The sequence below is a fragment of the Paracoccus jeotgali genome (genome assembly GCF_002865605.1).
In the GTDB taxonomy this organism is placed as follows: domain Bacteria; phylum Pseudomonadota; class Alphaproteobacteria; order Rhodobacterales; family Rhodobacteraceae; genus Paracoccus; species Paracoccus jeotgali.
On sequence record NZ_CP025583.1, the window covers coordinates 1,943,055 to 1,960,467 of the forward strand.

At 67.2% G+C, this 17,413-nt stretch carries 20 protein-coding genes and 2 tRNA genes; 11 read left to right on the plus strand and 11 right to left on the minus strand.

Translation table 11 applies throughout. From position 1 onward, the window contains the following. Positions 1-14 precede the first annotated feature (14 nt). The 3 genes from CYR75_RS09460 to ilvN all read left to right on the plus strand — a co-directional run bounded on the left by CYR75_RS09460 (position 15) and on the right by ilvN (position 3,324). Positions 15-833 carry an arginyltransferase gene (locus tag CYR75_RS09460; RefSeq protein ID WP_101499819.1) on the plus strand — a complete coding sequence of 273 codons (819 nt, stop codon included), beginning with the start codon at positions 15-17 and terminating at the stop codon, positions 831-833. 174 nt (positions 834-1,007) lie between these two features. Next, positions 1,008-2,753 carry an acetolactate synthase 3 large subunit gene (locus tag CYR75_RS09465; RefSeq protein WP_192876649.1) on the plus strand — a complete coding sequence of 582 codons (1,746 nt, stop codon included), beginning with the start codon at positions 1,008-1,010 and terminating at the stop codon, positions 2,751-2,753. A gap of 13 nt (positions 2,754-2,766) precedes the next feature. Further along, the gene (ilvN, locus tag CYR75_RS09470; protein WP_101500976.1) at positions 2,767-3,324 is read left to right on the plus strand and encodes an acetolactate synthase small subunit; all 558 of its coding nucleotides are present in this window, start codon (positions 2,767-2,769) and stop codon (positions 3,322-3,324) included. Positions 3,325-3,398: 74 nt separating this feature from the next. Here the strand turns inward: ilvN and CYR75_RS09475 are convergent, their stop codons facing one another. Both CYR75_RS09475 and CYR75_RS09480 read right to left on the minus strand, forming a co-directional pair. After that, positions 3,399-3,764 carry a carbohydrate kinase family protein gene (locus tag CYR75_RS09475; RefSeq protein WP_101499820.1) on the minus strand — a complete coding sequence of 122 codons (366 nt, stop codon included), beginning with the start codon at positions 3,762-3,764 and terminating at the stop codon, positions 3,399-3,401. 320 nt (positions 3,765-4,084) lie between these two features. Beyond that, positions 4,085-4,903, minus strand: a complete 819-nt coding sequence (locus CYR75_RS09480; RefSeq protein ID WP_225972667.1) for a M48 family metalloprotease — start codon at positions 4,901-4,903, stop codon at positions 4,085-4,087. 64 nt (positions 4,904-4,967) lie between these two features. On the opposite strand from CYR75_RS09480, the gene CYR75_RS09485 reads away from it, so the two are divergent. Next, positions 4,968-5,204 carry a hypothetical protein gene (locus tag CYR75_RS09485; protein ID WP_101499822.1) on the plus strand — a complete coding sequence of 79 codons (237 nt, stop codon included), beginning with the start codon at positions 4,968-4,970 and terminating at the stop codon, positions 5,202-5,204. 4 nt (positions 5,205-5,208) lie between these two features. Here CYR75_RS09485 and CYR75_RS09490 read toward each other — a convergent pair whose 3' ends face one another. Then, positions 5,209-5,475, minus strand: coding sequence for a DUF167 domain-containing protein (locus CYR75_RS09490; protein ID WP_101499823.1), 267 nt, complete (start codon positions 5,473-5,475; stop codon positions 5,209-5,211). An 87-nt stretch (positions 5,476-5,562) separates the two neighbouring features. Here CYR75_RS09490 and CYR75_RS09495 point away from each other — a divergent pair, with 87 nt between their 5' ends. Next, positions 5,563-6,135: a nitroreductase family protein gene (locus CYR75_RS09495; protein WP_101499824.1), complete on the plus strand. Its 573-nt coding sequence runs from the start codon at positions 5,563-5,565 to the stop codon at positions 6,133-6,135. Beyond that, on the plus strand, positions 6,132-6,833 hold the full coding sequence (locus CYR75_RS09500) for an EI24 domain-containing protein (protein WP_225972668.1): 702 nt from the start codon (positions 6,132-6,134) through the stop codon (positions 6,831-6,833). Before CYR75_RS09495 ends, CYR75_RS09500 begins: the two co-directional genes overlap by 4 nt. Here CYR75_RS09500 and CYR75_RS09505 read toward each other — a convergent pair. Continuing rightward, entirely contained in the window at positions 6,805-7,074 is a 270-nt protein-coding gene (locus CYR75_RS09505) for a DUF1467 family protein (RefSeq protein ID WP_101499825.1), read from the minus strand. The genes CYR75_RS09500 and CYR75_RS09505 overlap by 29 nt on opposite strands. Before the next feature lie 159 nt (positions 7,075-7,233). Here CYR75_RS09505 and CYR75_RS09510 point away from each other — a divergent pair, with 159 nt between their 5' ends. Continuing rightward, on the plus strand, positions 7,234-7,962 hold the full coding sequence (locus CYR75_RS09510) for a response regulator (protein WP_101499826.1): 729 nt from the start codon (positions 7,234-7,236) through the stop codon (positions 7,960-7,962). 233 nt (positions 7,963-8,195) lie between these two features. Here the strand turns inward: CYR75_RS09510 and aspS are convergent, their stop codons facing one another. The 3 genes from aspS to CYR75_RS09525 form a co-directional block, all read right to left on the minus strand. Then, the gene (gene aspS / locus CYR75_RS09515; protein WP_101499827.1) at positions 8,196-9,971 is read right to left on the minus strand and encodes an aspartate--tRNA ligase; all 1,776 of its coding nucleotides are present in this window, start codon (positions 9,969-9,971) and stop codon (positions 8,196-8,198) included. 63 nt (positions 9,972-10,034) lie between these two features. Next, a complete protein-coding gene (locus tag CYR75_RS09520; RefSeq protein ID WP_101499828.1) occupies positions 10,035-10,736 on the minus strand; it encodes a CPBP family intramembrane glutamic endopeptidase in 702 nt (233 codons plus the stop codon). Next, a complete protein-coding gene (locus tag CYR75_RS09525; protein ID WP_101499829.1) occupies positions 10,709-11,506 on the minus strand; it encodes a glycoside hydrolase family 25 protein in 798 nt (265 codons plus the stop codon). Before CYR75_RS09525 ends, CYR75_RS09520 begins: the two co-directional genes overlap by 28 nt. A 161-nt stretch (positions 11,507-11,667) precedes the next feature. Between CYR75_RS09525 and CYR75_RS09530 the strand changes: the two genes are divergently transcribed. Further along, positions 11,668-12,837 (plus strand): M20 aminoacylase family protein, encoded by a 1,170-nt coding sequence (locus CYR75_RS09530; protein WP_101499830.1) that lies wholly within the window; start codon positions 11,668-11,670, stop codon positions 12,835-12,837. Positions 12,838-12,853: 16 nt separating this feature from the next. Here the strand turns inward: CYR75_RS09530 and moaA are convergent, their stop codons facing one another. Further along, complete coding sequence (moaA, locus tag CYR75_RS09535; protein WP_101499831.1) at positions 12,854-13,858, minus strand: GTP 3',8-cyclase MoaA; 1,005 nt, start codon at positions 13,856-13,858, stop codon at positions 12,854-12,856. A gap of 108 nt (positions 13,859-13,966) precedes the next feature. Here moaA and CYR75_RS09540 point away from each other — a divergent pair, with 108 nt between their 5' ends. Continuing rightward, the gene (locus CYR75_RS09540; RefSeq protein ID WP_225972669.1) at positions 13,967-14,437 is read left to right on the plus strand and encodes a hypothetical protein; all 471 of its coding nucleotides are present in this window, start codon (positions 13,967-13,969) and stop codon (positions 14,435-14,437) included. An 18-nt stretch (positions 14,438-14,455) separates the two neighbouring features. On the opposite strand, the gene CYR75_RS09545 is transcribed toward CYR75_RS09540, so the two are convergent. Then, positions 14,456-14,531: transfer RNA gene (locus tag CYR75_RS09545), tRNA-Thr, on the minus strand. A 101-nt stretch (positions 14,532-14,632) separates the two neighbouring features. Next, positions 14,633-14,708, minus strand: a tRNA-Ala gene (locus tag CYR75_RS09550). Between the two features lie 120 nt (positions 14,709-14,828). On the opposite strand from CYR75_RS09550, the gene CYR75_RS09555 reads away from it, so the two are divergent. Both CYR75_RS09555 and rsmD read left to right on the plus strand, forming a co-directional pair. After that, positions 14,829-16,034 carry an NAD(P)/FAD-dependent oxidoreductase gene (locus CYR75_RS09555; protein ID WP_101499832.1) on the plus strand — a complete coding sequence of 402 codons (1,206 nt, stop codon included), beginning with the start codon at positions 14,829-14,831 and terminating at the stop codon, positions 16,032-16,034. Then, positions 16,031-16,588 (plus strand): 16S rRNA (guanine(966)-N(2))-methyltransferase RsmD, encoded by a 558-nt coding sequence (gene rsmD, locus CYR75_RS09560; protein WP_101499833.1) that lies wholly within the window; start codon positions 16,031-16,033, stop codon positions 16,586-16,588. The genes CYR75_RS09555 and rsmD overlap by 4 nt, the downstream gene beginning before the upstream one ends. On the opposite strand, the gene dapD is transcribed toward rsmD, so the two are convergent. Then, positions 16,585-17,409, minus strand: a complete 825-nt coding sequence (gene dapD, locus CYR75_RS09565; RefSeq protein ID WP_101499834.1) for a 2,3,4,5-tetrahydropyridine-2,6-dicarboxylate N-succinyltransferase — start codon at positions 17,407-17,409, stop codon at positions 16,585-16,587. The two genes, rsmD and dapD, sit on opposite strands and share 4 nt — an antisense overlap. Positions 17,410-17,413: the final 4 nt, after the last annotated feature.

Consider the following 17,413-nt stretch of genomic DNA (forward strand, 5'->3'; position numbering starts at 1 on the left):
GGATGGGATCGGCCATGCGCCATACGGTAAATCACGCGCCGCAATTCTATGTCACGGCGCCGCAACCCTGCCCCTATCTGCACGGTCGGGCAGAGCGGAAGCTGTTCACCTCGCTGCATGCCGGCAACGCGCAAGAGCTGAACAACGCGCTGTCGCGGCAGGGCTTCCGCCGCTCGCAGAATGTGCTGTACCGGCCCAGCTGCGAAAGCTGCGTGGCCTGCATGTCGGCGCGCATCCGGGTCGCGGATTTCGTGCCGCGCCGGTCGCAGCGCCGGGTCGCCGCGCGCAATGCCGACCTGATCCGCGTCGCGACCAGCGCCTGGGCGACCGAGGATCAGTTCGATCTGTTCCGCCGCTATCTGGACGGCCGCCACGCCGATGGCGGCATGGCCGATATGGATATCTTCGAATTCGCCGCCATGATCGAGGAAACGCCGGTCCGCACCCGCATCATCGAATATCGCGGCCGCAACCTGACCGAGGGTGACAGCGACGAGGATCTGGCCGCCGTCTGCCTGACCGATGTGCTGGATGACGGGCTGTCGCTGGTCTACAGTTTCTTCGATCCGCGCCTGACCGCGCGCAGCCTCGGGACGCATATCATCCTTGACCACATCGCCCTCGCCCGCGAGGCGGGGCTACCCTATGTCTATCTGGGCTATTGGGTGCCGGGCAGCCGCAAGATGGATTACAAGGCCCGCTTCAGCGCGCTCGAGATCTACAAGGGCGGGGTCTGGCAGGATATCGGCAACCCGCAGGACCACTCGGACGAGGCGCATCCGCTGTCCGTCGCGCCGATTGTCGAACAGGTGGCGCTGATCGACCTGCCCTGACGGCCAGCCGCGCATCTGCAGCGTAATAAAGTTGCGCGGATTGGCCCCCTGACGTCATTTCAGGAAAAATGGCCATTGACCCTGCCCCGCGACGCCCATAATTTGCGGCGGTGCGGCGAAGCCTGTGCGAATCCGGCGCAGCGCTGCCGCGAGCTGACAAAAGAGGTGACGGATATGTCCCGAAAGATGACGGGTGCGAGAATGGTGGTCGAGGCGCTGCGCGATCAGGGCGTCGATACGGTATTCGGCTATCCCGGCGGGGCTGTGCTGCCCATCTATGACGAGATTTTTCAGCAGAACGACATCCGCCACATTCTGGTGCGCCACGAACAGGGCGCGGTCCATATGGCCGAAGGCTATGCCCGCTCGACCGGAAAGCCGGGGGTTGTGCTGGTCACCTCGGGCCCGGGGGCCACGAATGCGGTCACCGGGCTGACCGACGCGCTGCTCGATTCGATCCCGCTGGTGGTCCTGTCGGGCCAGGTGCCCACCTTCCTCGTCGGCACTGACGGGTTTCAAGAGGCCGACACCGTCGGCATCACGCGGCCCTGCACCAAGCATAACTGGCTGGTCAAGGACACCGCGAAGCTGGCGCAGACCATCCATCAGGGCTTTCACGTCGCGACCTCGGGACGGCCGGGGCCGGTGCTGATCGACATCCCCAAGGACGTCCAATTCGCCGAGGCCGATTATGTCGGCCCGGCGGACGCGCCGAAAAGCCCCTATCAGCCGCAGCGGCAGGGCGATCCCGACGCCATCCTGCGCCTTGTCGAGGCGATGGAACAGGCCGAGCGGCCGGTCTTCTATACCGGCGGCGGGGTCATCAATTCGGGCGACGCCGCCAGCGAGACGCTGCGCGAGTTGGTCGATGCCACCGGCTTTCCGATCACCTCGACGCTGATGGGGCTGGGCGCCTATCCGGCCAGCCGCGGCAACTGGCTGGGGATGCTGGGGATGCACGGCACCTATGAGGCCAACCTTGCCATGCACGGCTGCGACCTGATGATCGCGGTCGGCGCGCGGTTCGACGACCGCATCACCGGCCGGGTCGCGGATTTCAGCCCCGGTTCGGTCAAGGCGCAGATCGACATCGACAAATCCAGCATCAACAAGGTGGTGCGCGTCGATATTCCCATCGTCGGCGATGTCGGTCAGGTGCTGGGCGACATGCTGGAGCTGTGGCAATCGCGTGGCCGCAAGACCAGATCCGAGGCGCTGCGTGCGTGGTGGGCGCAGATCGAGACGTGGCGGGCGGTGAATTGCCTTGGCTACAAGAACTCGGACCAGCTCATCAAGCCGCAATACGCGATGGAGCGGCTCGAGGCGCTGACCCAGGGCCATGACCGCTATATCTCGACCGAGGTCGGTCAGCATCAGATGTGGGCCGCGCAATATCTCAAGTTCGAGGGGCCGAATCGCTGGATGACCTCGGGCGGGCTGGGGACGATGGGCTACGGCCTGCCGGCCTCGATCGGGGTGCAGGTCGCGCATCCCGAGGCGCTGGTCATCAACGTCGCGGGCGATGCAAGCTGGCTGATGAACATGCAGGAAATGGGGACCGCGGTGCAGTTCCGCGCCCCGGTCAAGCAGTTCATCCTGAACAATGAACGCCTCGGCATGGTGCGGCAATGGCAGCAATTGCTGCATGGCGAGCGCTATAGCCAGAGCTGGTCGGAAAGCCTGCCCGACTTCGTCAAGCTGGCCGAGGCCTTTGGCTGCGGCGGCCGGCGGGTCAGCGATCCGGCGGAACTGGACGACGCGATCCGCGAGATGATCGACTATGACGGCGCCTTCATCCTGGATGTGCTGGTCGAGCGTCACGAGAACTGCTTCCCGATGATCCCGTCCGGCAAGCCGCATAACGAGATGCTGTTGTCCCCCGATGCGGCGGCCTTTGCCGGCGGCGCGGCCCTGGTCTGAGAAAGGCAAGAACATGGCACTGAACATCAAGCAGGGCGCGTCCAGCCACTCGGCCTATGATCTGCGCGACCCCAATGTCGAGATCGAGGAACGTCACACCCTCGCCGTGCTGGTCGAGAACGAGCCGGGCGTGCTGGCGCGCGTGATCGGGCTGTTCGCCGGGCGCGGCTACAACATCGACAGCCTGACCGTGGCCGAAACCGACCATGCCGGCCACCAGTCGCGCATCACCATCGTCACCCGCGGCACGCCGGCGGTGATCGTCCAAATCAAGGCCCAGCTTGGCCGCATCGTGCCGGTCCACGAGGTCCACGACCTGACCACCGACGGGCCGAGTGTCGAGCGTGAGCTGGGCCTGTTCAAGGTCTCGGGCAGCGGCGACCACCGCGTCGAGGCGCTGCGGATCGCCGAGATCTTCCGCGCCAATGTCGTCGATTCGACCCTGCGCAGCTTTGTGTTCGAGATTACCGGCACGCCGGAAAAGCTGGACGCCTTTGCCGATCTGATGCGGCCGCTGGGCCTCAGCGATCAGGCGCGGACCGGGGTCGCGGCGCTGGCCCGCGGCGCCTGAACCGCGCAGGCCCGCGCGGCGTGTGCCGGGCGGGCCTTGCGGGACTGGATTTTCTTTAGACGAAGTTTGCCGGCTCAGCGCGAGGCGGCTGGGGCGAGGCTGGACGCGTGCTTGCCCTCGCCCGCGCGAAAGGGGTCCTCGACCCGGCTGTCATCGCCACGCGCGACGATGCGCAGATGCGAGGCGGGGCGGTTCGTCTGACCCAGAAGTGCCGCGGGAAGCTGCGGACAGGCCCGCGCGGCAATCACGCTGACCGAGGTCGCGTGTCGCAGATTGCCGACGGTTTCACATTCCAGCCGCAGCAGGTCGCCCGGCACCGGCCAGTCCAAATCGGCGATCACGCCCTCGCCGCCCCCCAGATAGGCGAGCGGCCCCTGATCCTCGCACCAAATCACCGCTTTACGGGTTTCTTCGCTGCTCCAGATTACGACGCCGATCATTCAATTACCCCGCGGGTGAACAGCTACAAAAGGGACCCGCCTGTCTCGTCAGCGAATACAACCCAAACGTTAACCGAGTTATGCCTGCCTACAATGAGCTTTCCCACCAGTTCCAGCCCGTGACGTAAGGTAATTTCACATTTTTGTGGGTTCTGGGCAACATGTCGCAGCCGCTCTGCACTGCACTAGGACATGTTTATTGCTGTAACATCTGTACTTTGTCAGATGCTGACCGATCTGCAACAGCCCTGTTCCCGGCGCAGCACAAAGACACCGGGAAACAGATTCGTTTTCCCCCGAACTTGAACCCGCCGGTTCGATCAGCGGGCACGGCCCGAGCGGACATCGGCCACCGCGCGCTGGACCTGCGCCATCCGCGCCGCCCGCGACGGGTGCGAGCCAAGGATGTGATCGCCGGGGTCGGGCATGCGGCGGAAGAACTCTGCCCCGCGCACCGGATCGTAGCCGGCGGCCAGCGTGATGATCGTGCCCATATAGTCGGCCTGCAGCTCCCATTCCTTGGAATAGACGCGCGACCCGACCGAGGCGCCGACCCGCTGAATGCTGCCGATGGTGCCCGGATCGGCCCCAGCCGCCGCCGCCAGCCCGCCCAGGATCACCGCGCCCGCCGTGGCCGAGGTCGATTTGCGCGACAGGTGGTTCAGGATGTGGTGGCTGGCCTCGTGGCCGACGACAAAGGCCAGCTCATCGGCGTTCTGCGCCGCCGCGATCAGCGACACGGTAAAGCCGATGATCGGCCGCCCGGCGCGGTCGAGGGTCTGGAAGGCATTAGGCTCCATATCCAGCCGGTCATCGACGACGAACTGGTAATCGCAATTGATGTTGTCGGTGCGGCGGGCAAGGCATTCGCGCTCGATCACCGGCTCCATCCGACGGATCACCGTCAGGAAGTTGTTGGCCGCTTGGCGCGGGGATTGCGGCGTGACGGCCGGTGCCGAGATCTGGCCGACGTCGGGCGGCCCCGGCAGCGGCGGCGCATCGCTGACCACGACCGGCGCACAGGCCGTCAGGGCAAGCGCGGCAAGAAGGCCAAGGGCGGCGCGGCGAAGATGGCCCGTCGGGGCAAAGCGATGCAGCATGATGTTCCTGTCGGCTGAGGCTGGCGGCAGAATAGACATCCGCCCCTTGCGAGGCAAACCCGTTCGCGTCACCCTGAGCCGACCGCAATCCGCAGGAGGCCCCATGTTCACGATCGAACACGAATTCGACGCCACCGTCATCACCCTGATCGACGAGCCCGAGTCGGCGCCTCTTCAGGGCGACATCACCATCACCGCCTTTGACGACCGCGTCGTGCTGCGGCAGGACGAACCCGACGGCGACCGCTATAGCGAGATCACGCTGAGCGCCCGGCAACTGGCCGAGCTGCGCGCCGCGCTGAACCTGCCCGAGGGGGGATACCGGCTGGACCCGACCTGATCCGTCACTCCAGCAGCCGAAAGCTCTTGTCGCGCGAGACAGCACCACGGGCCAGCACCACGCGCGTCTTTGGCACCGCAAGCGCCTTGGCCAGCATCTCGGCCACCGCGCGGGTGGCCTTGCCCTGTTCCGGCGCGGCGGTGACATAGGCGCGCAGCGCGCCATGTTCGTCCACCACCAGCCGGTTTCGCGCCGCCTTGGGCGTCACGCGCACCTCGATCCGCCCGTCCGGGGTCACAAAACGGCGAAGACCTGGCAAATCATCCCACATGCTGCCACAAGCGCCGGTCGAATGCGGCGCGTCAAGCCTTGGCGACCGGCGGGGCAGCGCTTAGATCCCCCTCAACAGGAGAGTGTCATGCCCGATCCCCATCAAGATTCTGTCGAGTTTCTGCGCACGCGGCGGTCCTATCCGCCGGTGCTGATGACCGGCCCCGGCCCCGATGATGTGCAACTGCGCGAGCTGCTGACGATGGCTGCCCGCAGCCCCGATCACGGCAAGCTGGAGCCCTGGCGCTTTGTGGTGATCCGCGGCGAGGCCCTTGCCCGCCTTGCGCCCATGGTCGAGGAAGCCTCGCTAAGCGCCGGAAACAGCCGCGAGAAAGCCGCCAAACATCGCGCTGCGTTTCAGGTGCCGGTGGTGGTCGCGGTGGTGTCGAGCCCCGTCGACAGCGACAAGGTGCCCCGGTGGGAGCAGTTCCTCTCCTCGGGCGCGGTCTGTCTGGGGCTGGTCAATGCCGCGCTGGCCTCTGGCTTTGCGGCAAGCTGGCTGACCGGGGTCGCCGCGCAGCCCGAGTTTGCCGCGAAGCATCTGGGGCTGACCGAGGGCGAAAAGATCGTCGGGCTGATCCATATCGGCTCGCGCGGACCGACCGCGCCGCCCGACCGGCCGCGCCCGGACATGGACAGCAAGATCACGGTTCTCGAATGATCGTCACCCGCGCGCTGCTGCTGGCCTGGACCGATCTGCTGCGCCCTCGGGTGCTGTCGATCGTGCTGACCGGGATCGCACTGACCATCGGCCTCTTCGTGGCGCTGCAGCTGGGCATCTTCTGGGCCATCCGCGCGCTGTTTTCCGGCAGCATCCATCTGCCGCTGCTGGGGGATGTCGTCATCGGTCCCCTTCTCAGCTGGGGCAGCCTGATGCTGTTTCCGGTGATGGGGTTCTTCCTGATGGCCCCGGTCGCCGCCGCCTTCTCGGGCCTTTTCGCCGGACAGGTCGCGGACGAGGTCGAGGCGCTGCACTATCCCCAGCGTCGCGGCGAGGACCCTGACTTCTGGGAGGGGCTTCTCGAAGCCCTGCCGGTGATGGGCGCGGTCCTGCTGGTCGGGCTGGTCAGCCTGATGCTGACGCCCTTCCTTGGCCCCTTCGCGCCGGCGCTGTTTTATGGCGCGAATGGGTGGCTGCTGGGGCGAGAGTTCTTTCAGATGGCCGCGCGGCGTCACCTCGACGAGGATGCGGCCAGCGCGCTGCGTCGCGCGCGGCCGCTGTCAGTGACCCTGCTGGGGGTGATGATCGCCTTTGCGCTGACCGTCCCGATTGCCAATATCGCCGTGCCGGTGCTGGCGGCGGCGGGGTTCACGCATCTGTTCCACCTGCTCAGCGGATCAGTTGATCGAGCTGCATGATCTGCTCGCGCGTGAAGATGCCGCCCAGGATCAGCCAGGCGCAGATCCCCCACAGCACCGCCGAGATCGCCGTCGCCAGCAGCATCTTGCGCCCCAGACGCGGCGCATGCGGCGCGCCGGGCGGTGTGCCGGGGACGACCTCGCCCGCATCCTGCTGGCTGACCTGACCGATGGGCAGGATCACGAACAGGGTCAGGAACCACAGCACCACATAGAGAACGACTCCGCCGGTCAGATTCACGACATCACCTCTTGGTCTTGGACCGCCGGGCGCGGTCTGACGCGGGTGTTCTAGGCCCCGCGGCGGGTGAAGCCAAGGGAAACCGCCCGGTGTTAACGGCCCATTAGGGGTTCTGCGCCTAGCGTGGGGCATCAGGTGATTCCACAGGGGGATGCAAGAATGCAGACCGAACAGATCCCGACCGGCGCCGCAGCGCCGCTATGGCAGACGCAGCTTCCGGGGCGGCCGCTCTCTGGGCTGACGGTGCTGGTCGTTGAAGATTCGCGCTTTTCATCCGAGGCGCTGCGGCTGCTCTGCCTGCGGTCGGGCGCCCGGATCCGCCGCGCGGACAGCCTGCGGGCGGCCATGCGGCATCTGAAGACCTATCGGCCCAGCGTGCTGATCGTCGATATGGGGCTGCCCGATGGCAGCGGGGCCGAGCTGATCCACCGCGTCAAGGGCATGGGCAGCAATGCGCCGGCGACGCTGGCGATCTCGGGCGATCCTGCGACGCGGGACGAGGCCATGGCGGCGGGCGCGCTGGGGTTTCTGGAAAAGCCCATCGACAGCCTCGCCGCGTTCCAGCAGGCGGTGCTGCAGGCGCTGCCGCCGCACGCCCTGCCCCGCGGGCCGAGGCTGTTGCCCGACGACACCGTGACCCCGGATCTCGCCGCCCTGCGGGATGATCTGGCCCATGTCGCGGCGATCCTGTCGGGCGACGCCGACCCGGCGAGCATCGACTATGTCGCCCGCTTCCTGACCGGCATCGCGCGATCCTCGCACGACCTGCCCCTCGCCGAGGCGGCAGAGGCGCTGAGCCAGCAACAGGACGCCGGCCGCGCCACCGGGCAGGACCTGAAGCGCCTGAGCGGCTTGGTCCATGCGAGGCTGGCGGCGGGGTGTGCGTGACGGCAGCGCGGCGCCCGGCTGGGGCCGCATCGCCATGGGATTGCGTCTTGCGGCGGCGTGGCGAGCGGAGGTGCAACTCGCAAAGGGTAATCCGGTGCGGCATCGTCAGCGGGACGTCACGTCAGCGGCATCTGCGATAGCTCGGTGCTTAACGACCACCCGCAGGCGCAACTCATGCGTCAACCTAAGACGCCCGCGGCCGTTGAACTGCGTCCCGCGGGGGTTGAGGCCGATCAATCCTTGGGCAGCACCCGCAGGCGCAACTCGCGGAGTTGCTCGTTGTTGGGTTCGCTGGGGGCGCCCATCATCAGGTCTTCGGCGCGCTGGTTCATGGGGAACATGATGACCTCGCGGATGTTCTGCTCGTCGGCGAGCAGCATCACGATGCGGTCGATCCCGGCCGCGCAGCCGCCGTGCGGGGGTGCGCCATAGCGGAACGCCTTGACCATGCCGCCAAAGCGCTTTTCGACCTCGGCCGCCGGATAGCCGGCCAGTTCAAACGCCTTGAACATGATCTCGGGCTTGTGGTTGCGGATCGCGCCCGAAATCAGCTCATAGCCGTTGCAGGCCAGATCGTATTGATAGCCCAGCACCTTCAGCGGATCGCCCGACAGCGCCTCCATCCCGCCCTGCGGCATCGAGAAGGGGTTGTGCGAGAAGTCGATCTTGCCCTCGTCGTCCTTCTCATACATCGGGAAATCGACGATCCAGGCGAATTTGAACTGGTTTTCCTCGATCAGCCCCAACTCGCGCCCGATCTCGTTGCGGGCCCGGCCGGCGACCGCCTCAAAGCTCTCGGGCTTGCCGCCCAGGAAGAACGCCGCGTCGCCCTCGGCCAGGCCAAGCTGCTGACGGATCGCCTCGGTCCGTTCCGGGCCGATATTCTTGGCGATGGGACCGGCGGCCTCGGTCGTGCCGTCATCGCCCTTGCGCCAGAAGATATAGCCCATCCCCGGCAGACCCTCTTTCTGCGCATAGGCATTCATCCGGTCGGCGAATTTGCGGCTGCCGCCGGTGGGGGCGGGGATGGCGCGGATCTCGGTGCCGTCCTGTTCCAGAAGGTTGGCGAAGATGGCGAAGCCAGAGCCGCGGAAATGCTCGCTCACATCCTGCATCTCGATGGGGTTGCGCAGGTCTGGCTTGTCGCTGCCGTATTTCCGCAGCGCCTCGGCATAGGGGATGCGCGGCCAGTCGGCGTTGACCGGGCGGCCGCCGCCGAACTCTTCGAACAGGCCCCGAATGACGGGCTGAATCGCGGCGAAGACGTCATCCTGCTCGACAAAGGACATCTCGACATCGAGCTGATAGAAATCGGTGGGCGAGCGGTCGGCGCGGGGGTCTTCGTCGCGGAAGCAGGGCGCGATCTGGAAATACTTGTCGAAGCCCGCGACCATGATCAGCTGCTTGAACTGCTGGGGGGCCTGCGGCAGGGCGTAGAACTTGCCCGGATGCAGCCGGGAAGGCACCAGAAAGTCGCGCGCGCCCTCGGGCGACGAGGCCGTGATGATCGGGGTCTGAAATTCAGTAAAGCCCTGATCCCACATGCGATTGCGCAGGCTGCGCACGACCTTGGAGCGCAGCATGATGTTGTTGTGCAGCGTCTCGCGGCGCAGGTCGAGGAAGCGATAGGCGAGCCGCGTCTCTTCGGGGTAATCCTGCTCGCCGAAGACCGGCAGCGGCAGCTCATCCGCCGGGCCGAGCACCTCGAGATCGGTCGCATAGACCTCGATCTCGCCGGTCGGCAGCTTGGGGTTGACCAGCGACGGGTCGCGCAGCTTGACCCGCCCATCGACGCGGATCACGGTTTCGGCGCGCAGCTTTTCCATCGCGGCAAAGGCCGGGCTGTCGCTGTCGGCCAGCACCTGCGTCATGCCGTAATGATCGCGCAGATCGACGAACAGCACGCCCCCGTGATCGCGCACCCGGTGGACCCAGCCCGACAGGCGGACGGTTTCACCGGCATTGGCGGCGGAGAGTTCAGCGCAGTTATGGCTGCGATAGGCGTGCATGTCGGACCTCGTTTTCGTCAGGCTCGCATGAACCTGTTTGGACGGGCGAAGTCAAGCGCAGGCTCAGAACGGGCGAACGACATTGCCGGAGTAGAAATAGATCCCAAGCCCCGCCGTGAACAGCAAATTGCCGGCCAGGCCGTGCATCGCGAAGGCCCAGGGCAGGCCGCGCCGCAGATAGCCGATGGCAAAGGCCAGCCCGCCGCCGAAGGTCATCGCGGCCACGATCCAGTTCCAGTACATCAGATGGGCGAGGCTGAAGAACGCCGCGTTGACCAGCACCGCCTGTCGCGGGCCGCGGAACAGCTGGCCATAGCGGTGAAAGAACAGCACCCGAAAGATCAGCTCTTGCGGCAAGGCGGACAAAAGCGGGTAGAGCAGCCAGACCACGACCAGAAAGCGCGGATCGCGGCGGACAAAGCCGAACAGCGCCTCGGGCCGCGTCTGCGCCATGACCAGCACCGCGATCCCCAGCGTCAGCGCGCCGAACAGCGCCAGCAGCCCCCAGTCAAAGCGCCCCCAGCCGCGCAGCAGATCGCGCCACTCGAACCCGCCGGTCCGCCACAGCAGCACCAGCCCGCCACCCATCAGCACGAACAGCGCCGGAAACAGCCAGCCCTTGGGCAGAAACAGCGCCAGCGCCACCGGGATCGCGCCATACAGCAGCAGCATCTCGGCCCACAGCGCGGCGAGGTTCTGCCCGCCCGCCGGCTGACGCCAGCGGAAGCGCGCCCGCCCTAGCGGACCAGGCGACGTGAGAGCCATGCGCGCCACTGGCTGACACTGCCAGCAAAAGCGTTGAGGTCGACATTGCCGTTGATGCCCGGCGCCCGGCCGGTGCCGGTATATTGCCAGAAGGTCCAGTTCTGGCCCGGATAGACGGTCTGCGGATGCCCGGCAACCGAGCGCAGCCAGAACTCGGCGTTCAGGCGGCGGATGCCGGTGTCGCGGTAGAAATCGACGGTGGTGTAGATGATCGGGCGCTGGCCATAGTGACGCTCGAGGATGCTCATGAAGATCGACGCTTCGCGCAGGATCTCTTCGGACCCCGGACGGCGCGGGCAGGTGCGCGAATGGGTCCATTCGATGTCGAGGACCGGCGGCAGCGAGCCTGCCTCGCGCGGGACGTTGCGGATGAACCACGCCGCCTGCTCGGCGCCCGAGCGGCAGAAATAGTAATAATGATAGGCGCCGCGCGGGATGCGAGCATTGCCGGCCTCGCGCCAATAGCGGCGGAATTCGGGGTCGGCGTGGTCGGCGCCCTCGGTGGCCTTCAGGAAGGCGAAGCTGATGCCCGAGGTCCGCGCCCGCGCCCAGTCGATCTGCCCCTGCCAGCGCGAGATGTCGATGCCGTGGACCGGCAGCAGATAGGGGTGTCCGCCGACCCAGGCATGGGGGGCGCTGTCGCCCAGTTGCGGCACCATGCTGCCCGGCACGCCCCCGCTGGCGGTGACGACGACGGCGCGCTGCCCGCCGCCGCAAGCCGCCAGCACCAACAGCGCAAGGGCGGACAGAATGGTGACGATGCGCGACATGATGTCCCCCGTTTGGATGTTTTCTTGAAGCGTCTTATCGCAGCGCGGCGACGTAAAGTCACCACCGCTTGCGCCTCACGAAATCGTCAGGAAAGGGGCGGCGATCTTGCCACTTGCAGCGCCCGCGCCCGCGCGCCACCCTGCCCGCGAAGGAGAGACCCATGCCCGTCAAGAACCGCTTTGCCGACATGCTGCCCGAGATCATCGCCTGGCGGCACGATTTCCACGCCCACCCCGAGCTGCAATACGATCTGCCCCGGACCTCGGCCCGCGTGGCCGAGCTGCTGCGCAGCTTCGGCGTCGACGAGGTGGTCGAAGGCATCGGCAAAAGCGGCGTCGTGGGCGTGATCCGCGGGCGCGAGGACAGCGCGGGTCGGGTGATCGGGCTGCGCGCCGATATGGACGCGCTGCCGATCACAGAAATGACCGGCCTGCCCCACGCCTCGACCGTGCCGGGCAAGATGCACGCCTGCGGCCATGACGGGCACAGCGCGATCCTGCTGGGGGCGGCGAAATACCTGGCCGAGACGCGGAACTTCGACGGCACCGCCATCGTCATCTTCCAGCCCGCCGAGGAGGGCGGCGCGGGCGCGCGGGCGATGCTGCAGGACGGGCTGGCCGAGCGCTGGAAGATCCAGGAGTTCTACGCCATCCACAACATGCCCGGCATCCCGACCGGCGAATTCGCCATCTGCGAAGGCCCGATCATGGCCGCCGCGGACGAGTTCGAGATCACCGTCACCGGCCGCGGCGGCCATGCGGCGCGCCCGCATGACTGCATCGACACGCTGCTGGTCGCGGCGCAGACCGTCGTCAGCCTGCAATCGCTGGTGTCGCGCAATGTCGATCCGATGAAGAACGCGGTGCTGTCCTGCTGCGTCATCCAGACCGATTCGACCGCGCATAACGTCATCCCCGAGGTGGTCCAGATCCGCGGCACCGCCCGCAGTCTGGACGAAGGCGTGCGCGACATTCTTGAACAGGGGGTGGCCCGCGTGGCGAACCACACCGCCGCCGCTTTCGGGGCCACGGCAGCGGTCGATTACCGCCGCGGCTATCCGGTGACGGTGAACCATGCCGAGCAGGTGGGCTATGCCGCCGAGGTCGCGCGCGCCATCGCCGGCGATGTTGATCTGACGCTGGCGCCGATGATGACCGGCGAGGATTTCAGCTATATGCTGAACACCCGCCCCGGCGCCTATATCCTGATGGGCAATGGCGACACCGCCATGCTGCACCACCCGAAATACGAGTTCACCGACGAGGCGATCCCCTTCGGCGCAAGCTGGTTCGCGGGGATGGTCGAGGCACGGATGCCGACAACCGGCTAATCCCCGACGGGGCGCGTCAGCCGCCGGTATGGCTCATATGGCGGCTGACCTGACCGGCGACCGACTGCCGGGAATAGTCGAAATCATGCCCCTTGGGCTTGCGGGCGATGGCGGCGCGGATCGCCTCGCGCAGCAGGGTGTCATCCTCGGACGCGCGCAGCGGGGCGCGCAGATCGGCGCGGTCCTCTTGGCCCAGGCACATGTAAAGCTCGCCCGTGCAGGTGACGCGTACGCGGTTGCAGCTTTCGCAGAAATTATGCGTCAGCGGCGTGATGAAGCCGATCTTCTGCCCGGTCTCGGCCAGCCGCACATAGCGCGCCGGCCCGCCCGTGCGCTCGGCCAGGTCGATCAGGTTGAAGCGCTCGGCCAGCCGCGCGCGCAGGTCCGACAGCGGCCAATACTGGCCCAGCCGCTCGGTTTCGGACATGTCGCCCATCGGCATGACCTCGATGAAGGTCAGGTCATGCCCCTCGGCCGCGCACCAGTCGAGCAGCGAGAAGAGTTCCTCTTCGTTGAAGCCCTTCAGCGCGACGGTGTTGATCTTGACCCGCAGCCCGGCCGCCTTGGCGGCGCTGATGCCCTGCATCACCTGCTCAAGCCGGCCCCAGCGGGTGATCGCGGCGAATTTCTGCGCGTCCAGCGTATCCAGCGACACATTGATCCGCCGCACCCCCATCGCCGCCAGATCGGGCGCGAAGCGCGCCAGCTGGCTGCCATTGGTGGTCAGCGTCAATTCGTCCAGCCCGTCGCCCAGATGCCGCGAGGCGGCCCGCAGGAACGACATGATGTCGCGCCGGACCAGAGGCTCGCCTCCGGTGATCCGCAGCTTGCGCACCCCCAGCCCGATGAAGACCGAGGACAGCCGGTCGAGTTCCTCGAGCGTCAGCAGATCGCGCTTGGGCAGGAACTGCATGTGCTCGGCCATGCAATAGGTGCAGCGAAAATCGCAGCGGTCGGTCACCGACATCCGAAGATAGGTGATCGGGCGGGCGAAGGGGTCGATCAAGGGTGCGCGTTCCATATCTATCAGATAGGCCGAAGCCGCCCCGCAAGCAACTGGCACAGTGCCGCAGTCATTGCGCCGCCCCGGTTCAGCGGCTAGCCTGACCCGGCAACAAAGGACACACGCATGACCCGCCTGACCGCCGCGCTGACCCTTGCCCTTGCCACCCTGGCCCTGTCGGCCTGCGACATGGCGACAGCCCCCATCACCCCGCGTCCGGCCCCCGCCCCTGCGCCCACCCCGGCGGCAGCCAGCGCCGACGCGCTGCAGGCGCCGGGGCAAAGCGTGGCGGCGCTGGACACCACCACCGCGGCCGAGAAAGCCGCCGCAGCCGCCCCCGCGCAAGGCGGCGGCAAGCTGGGCAGCAGCGTGGCCTCGCTGGGGGACGCGACCGAGGGCGGGTTCTGGGTCAAATCGCCGCTGGTCAAGATCGCCGGCAAGGGCCGCGTGACCAATACCGAGACCGGCAAAAGCGCCAATGTCGATCTGAAGCCGCTGTCGGGTTCCGGCACCGGCAGCCAGTTGTCGCTGGCGGCCATGCAAGCCATCGGCGCCGGGCTCACCGACCTGCCCCTGATCGAGATCTGGCAAAACTGACGCGGAACGGGGTGAAAATGGTGCCGGATACCCGACTCGAACGGGTCGCCTCGGGGTTACAAAGCCCGCGCTCTACCAGATGAGCTAATCCGGCACACGGCCTCTATCTAGCAGCGGCGCGCGGGTGCGACAAGCGTCCGAGAGCGGCGCGGGGCGCATAATCGGGCGCGTCTTTGGCTGGCTGTGTTGGAGGATTGGTGGAGCCGAGGGGAATCGAACCCCTGGCCTCGTCATTGCGAACGACGCGCTCTACCAACTGAGCTACGGCCCCATCGGCGCGCGTTTTGAACCCGACCCGGCGCAATGTCAATGCGAAATTGAGCCGCGTCGGGCGGGGGTTGCGCTGCGGCGGCGGGCGCGCGATGACAGGCCAAAAGCCACAGGTGGACAGATGCAGATCGTGATCCTTGGTGCCGGTCAGGCGGCAGCGTCGATGGCCGCAAAGCTGCGGGCCCTCGGCCATCAGGGCGGCATCACCGTCATCGGGGACGAGCCGATCCCTCCCTATCAGCGCCCGCCGCTGTCGAAAGCCTATCTGCTGGGCAAGATGCCGCTGGCCCGGCTGACGCTGCGCGGGCCGGAATGGTGGGCGGAACAGGACATCCGGCTGCTGACCGACACGACCGGGTTCAGCATCGACCGGCAGGCGCGGCAGGTGCAGACAAGCGCCGGGGCGGTGCCTTATGACCAGCTGGCGCTGACGCTGGGGGCGCGGCCGCGTCGTCTGCCGCCGGGGATGGGCGGCGATCTGGCCGGGCTGCACGCGATCCGCAACCTCGCCGATATCGACCGGCTGCGGCCGGAACTGCAGGCCGGGCGCGATCTGGTGGTCATCGGTGGCGGTTATATCGGGCTCGAGGCGGCGGCGGTGGCGCGGATGCTGGGGCTGCGGGTGACGCTGATCGAATCAGCGCCGCGCATCCTGGCCCGCGTCGCCGCGCCGGAAACCGCCGCGATGATCCGCAAGCTGCATGAAAGCCACGGCGTCACGATCTGCGAATCGACGGCGCTGACCCGGATCGAGGGATCGCAGCGGGTCGAGGGCGTCCGGCTGGCCGATGGGCGCCTGCTGGCGGCGGATCTGGCGATTCTGGGGATCGGGGTGGACCCGGAGACCGAAGTTGCCGCGCAAGCGGGGCTGCGGATCGAAAACGGCATCGCCTGCGACAGCCATGGCCGGACCTCGGACCCTGCGATCTGGGCGGCGGGGGATTGCGCCTCGTTTCCGTGGCAGGGGCAGCGGATGCGGCTGGAAAGCGTCGGCAACGCCATCGACATGGCCGAGCTGGTGGCCGAGAACATGCTGGGCGGCGGGCGCGACTATCAGCCCAAGCCGTGGTTCTGGTCCGATCAGTATGACGCGAAACTGCAGATCGCGGGGCTTGGTCACGGCCATGACCGGATCGTGACACGGCCCGGCGACGGCGCGCATGGCGGCTCTGTCTGGTATTTCCGCGAGGGGCAGTTGCTCGCCGTCGACGCGCTGAACGACGCCCGCGCCTATATGGTCGGCAAGCGCCTGATCGAGGCCGGGCGCAGCCCCGACGCCGAGCGGGTGGCCGATGCGTCGGTTCCGGTCAAGGATCTGCTGGCGTGAGGATTATCGGCGGCGCGTTGCGCGGGCTGAAGCTGGCCGATGTGGGAGAGGGCAATGCGGCCGCACATCTGCGCCCGACCTCGGACCGGGTGCGCGAGGCGGCGTTCAACCTGCTGCAGAACAGCCTGGGGATCAGGCTCGACGGGCTGCGCGTGCTGGACCTGTTCGCCGGCACCGGCGCGCTGGGGCTCGAGGCGCTGTCGCGCGGCGCGGCGCGCGTGGCCTTCGTCGATGACGGCGCGGCGGCGCGGTCGCTGCTGCGGGCGAATATCGAAAAGGCCCGCGCCATGGGCGCGACCGATGTCTGGCGCCGCGATGCGACGAAGCTGGGCGACAATCGCGGGCCGGGTTATGACCTGATCTTCCTCGACCCGCCTTACGGCCAGCAGCGGGGCGAGGCGGCGCTGAGTTCTGCGCTGGACGGCGGCTGGCTGGCCCCCGACGCGGTGGTGCTGTGGGAGGAGAACCTGCCCCCCACGCCCCCCGCCGGGTTCCAGCTTCTGGACCAGCGCCGCTATGGCGACACGCTGATCACCATTCTGCGGCGCGATTAGTCGCGCAGCAATTCGTTGATCGAGGTCTTGGACCGGGTGCGTTCGTCCACGCGCTTGACGATCACCGCGCAATACAGGTGCACGCCGTTCTTGGACGGCATCGACCCGGCGACGACGACCGACCCGGCGGGCACCTCACCATACATCACCTCGCCCGTGTCGCGGTCGAGGATCTTGGTCGACTGGCCGATGAAGACGCCCATGCCCAGCACCGAGCCCTCGCGGACGATCACCCCCTCGACCACTTCAGAGCGCGCGCCGATGAAGCAGTTGTCCTCGATGATGGTGGGGCCGGCCTGCATCGGTTCCAGCACGCCGCCGATGCCCACGCCGCCCGACAGATGCACGTTCTTGCCAATCTGCGCGCAAGAGCCGACCGTGGCCCAGGTGTCGACCATCGTGCCCTCGTCCACATAGGCGCCCAGGTTCACGAAGGACGGCATCAGCACCACGCCCTTGCCGATAAAGGCGGATTTGCGAACGATGCAGCTGGGCACGGCGCGGAACCCGGCGCTGCGGAAATCCTCGTCATCCCAGCCTGCGAACTTGCTGTCGACCTTGTCCCACCAGCCGCTGCCCTGCGGGCCGCCGGACTGGAACTCCATATCCTTCAGGCGGAAGCCCAGCAGCACGGCCTTCTTCGCCCATTGGTTCACATGCCAGTCGGCACCGCGCTTTTCCGCAACGCGCAGCTCGCCGCTGTCCAGCGCGGCCAGCGTATCCTCGATGGCGTCGCGGGCCTCGCCGGTGGTGGCGGGGGTGATGGTGTCGCGATCCTGCCATGCGGCTTCGATGGCGGTTTCCAGGGCGGCGTTGGACATGATG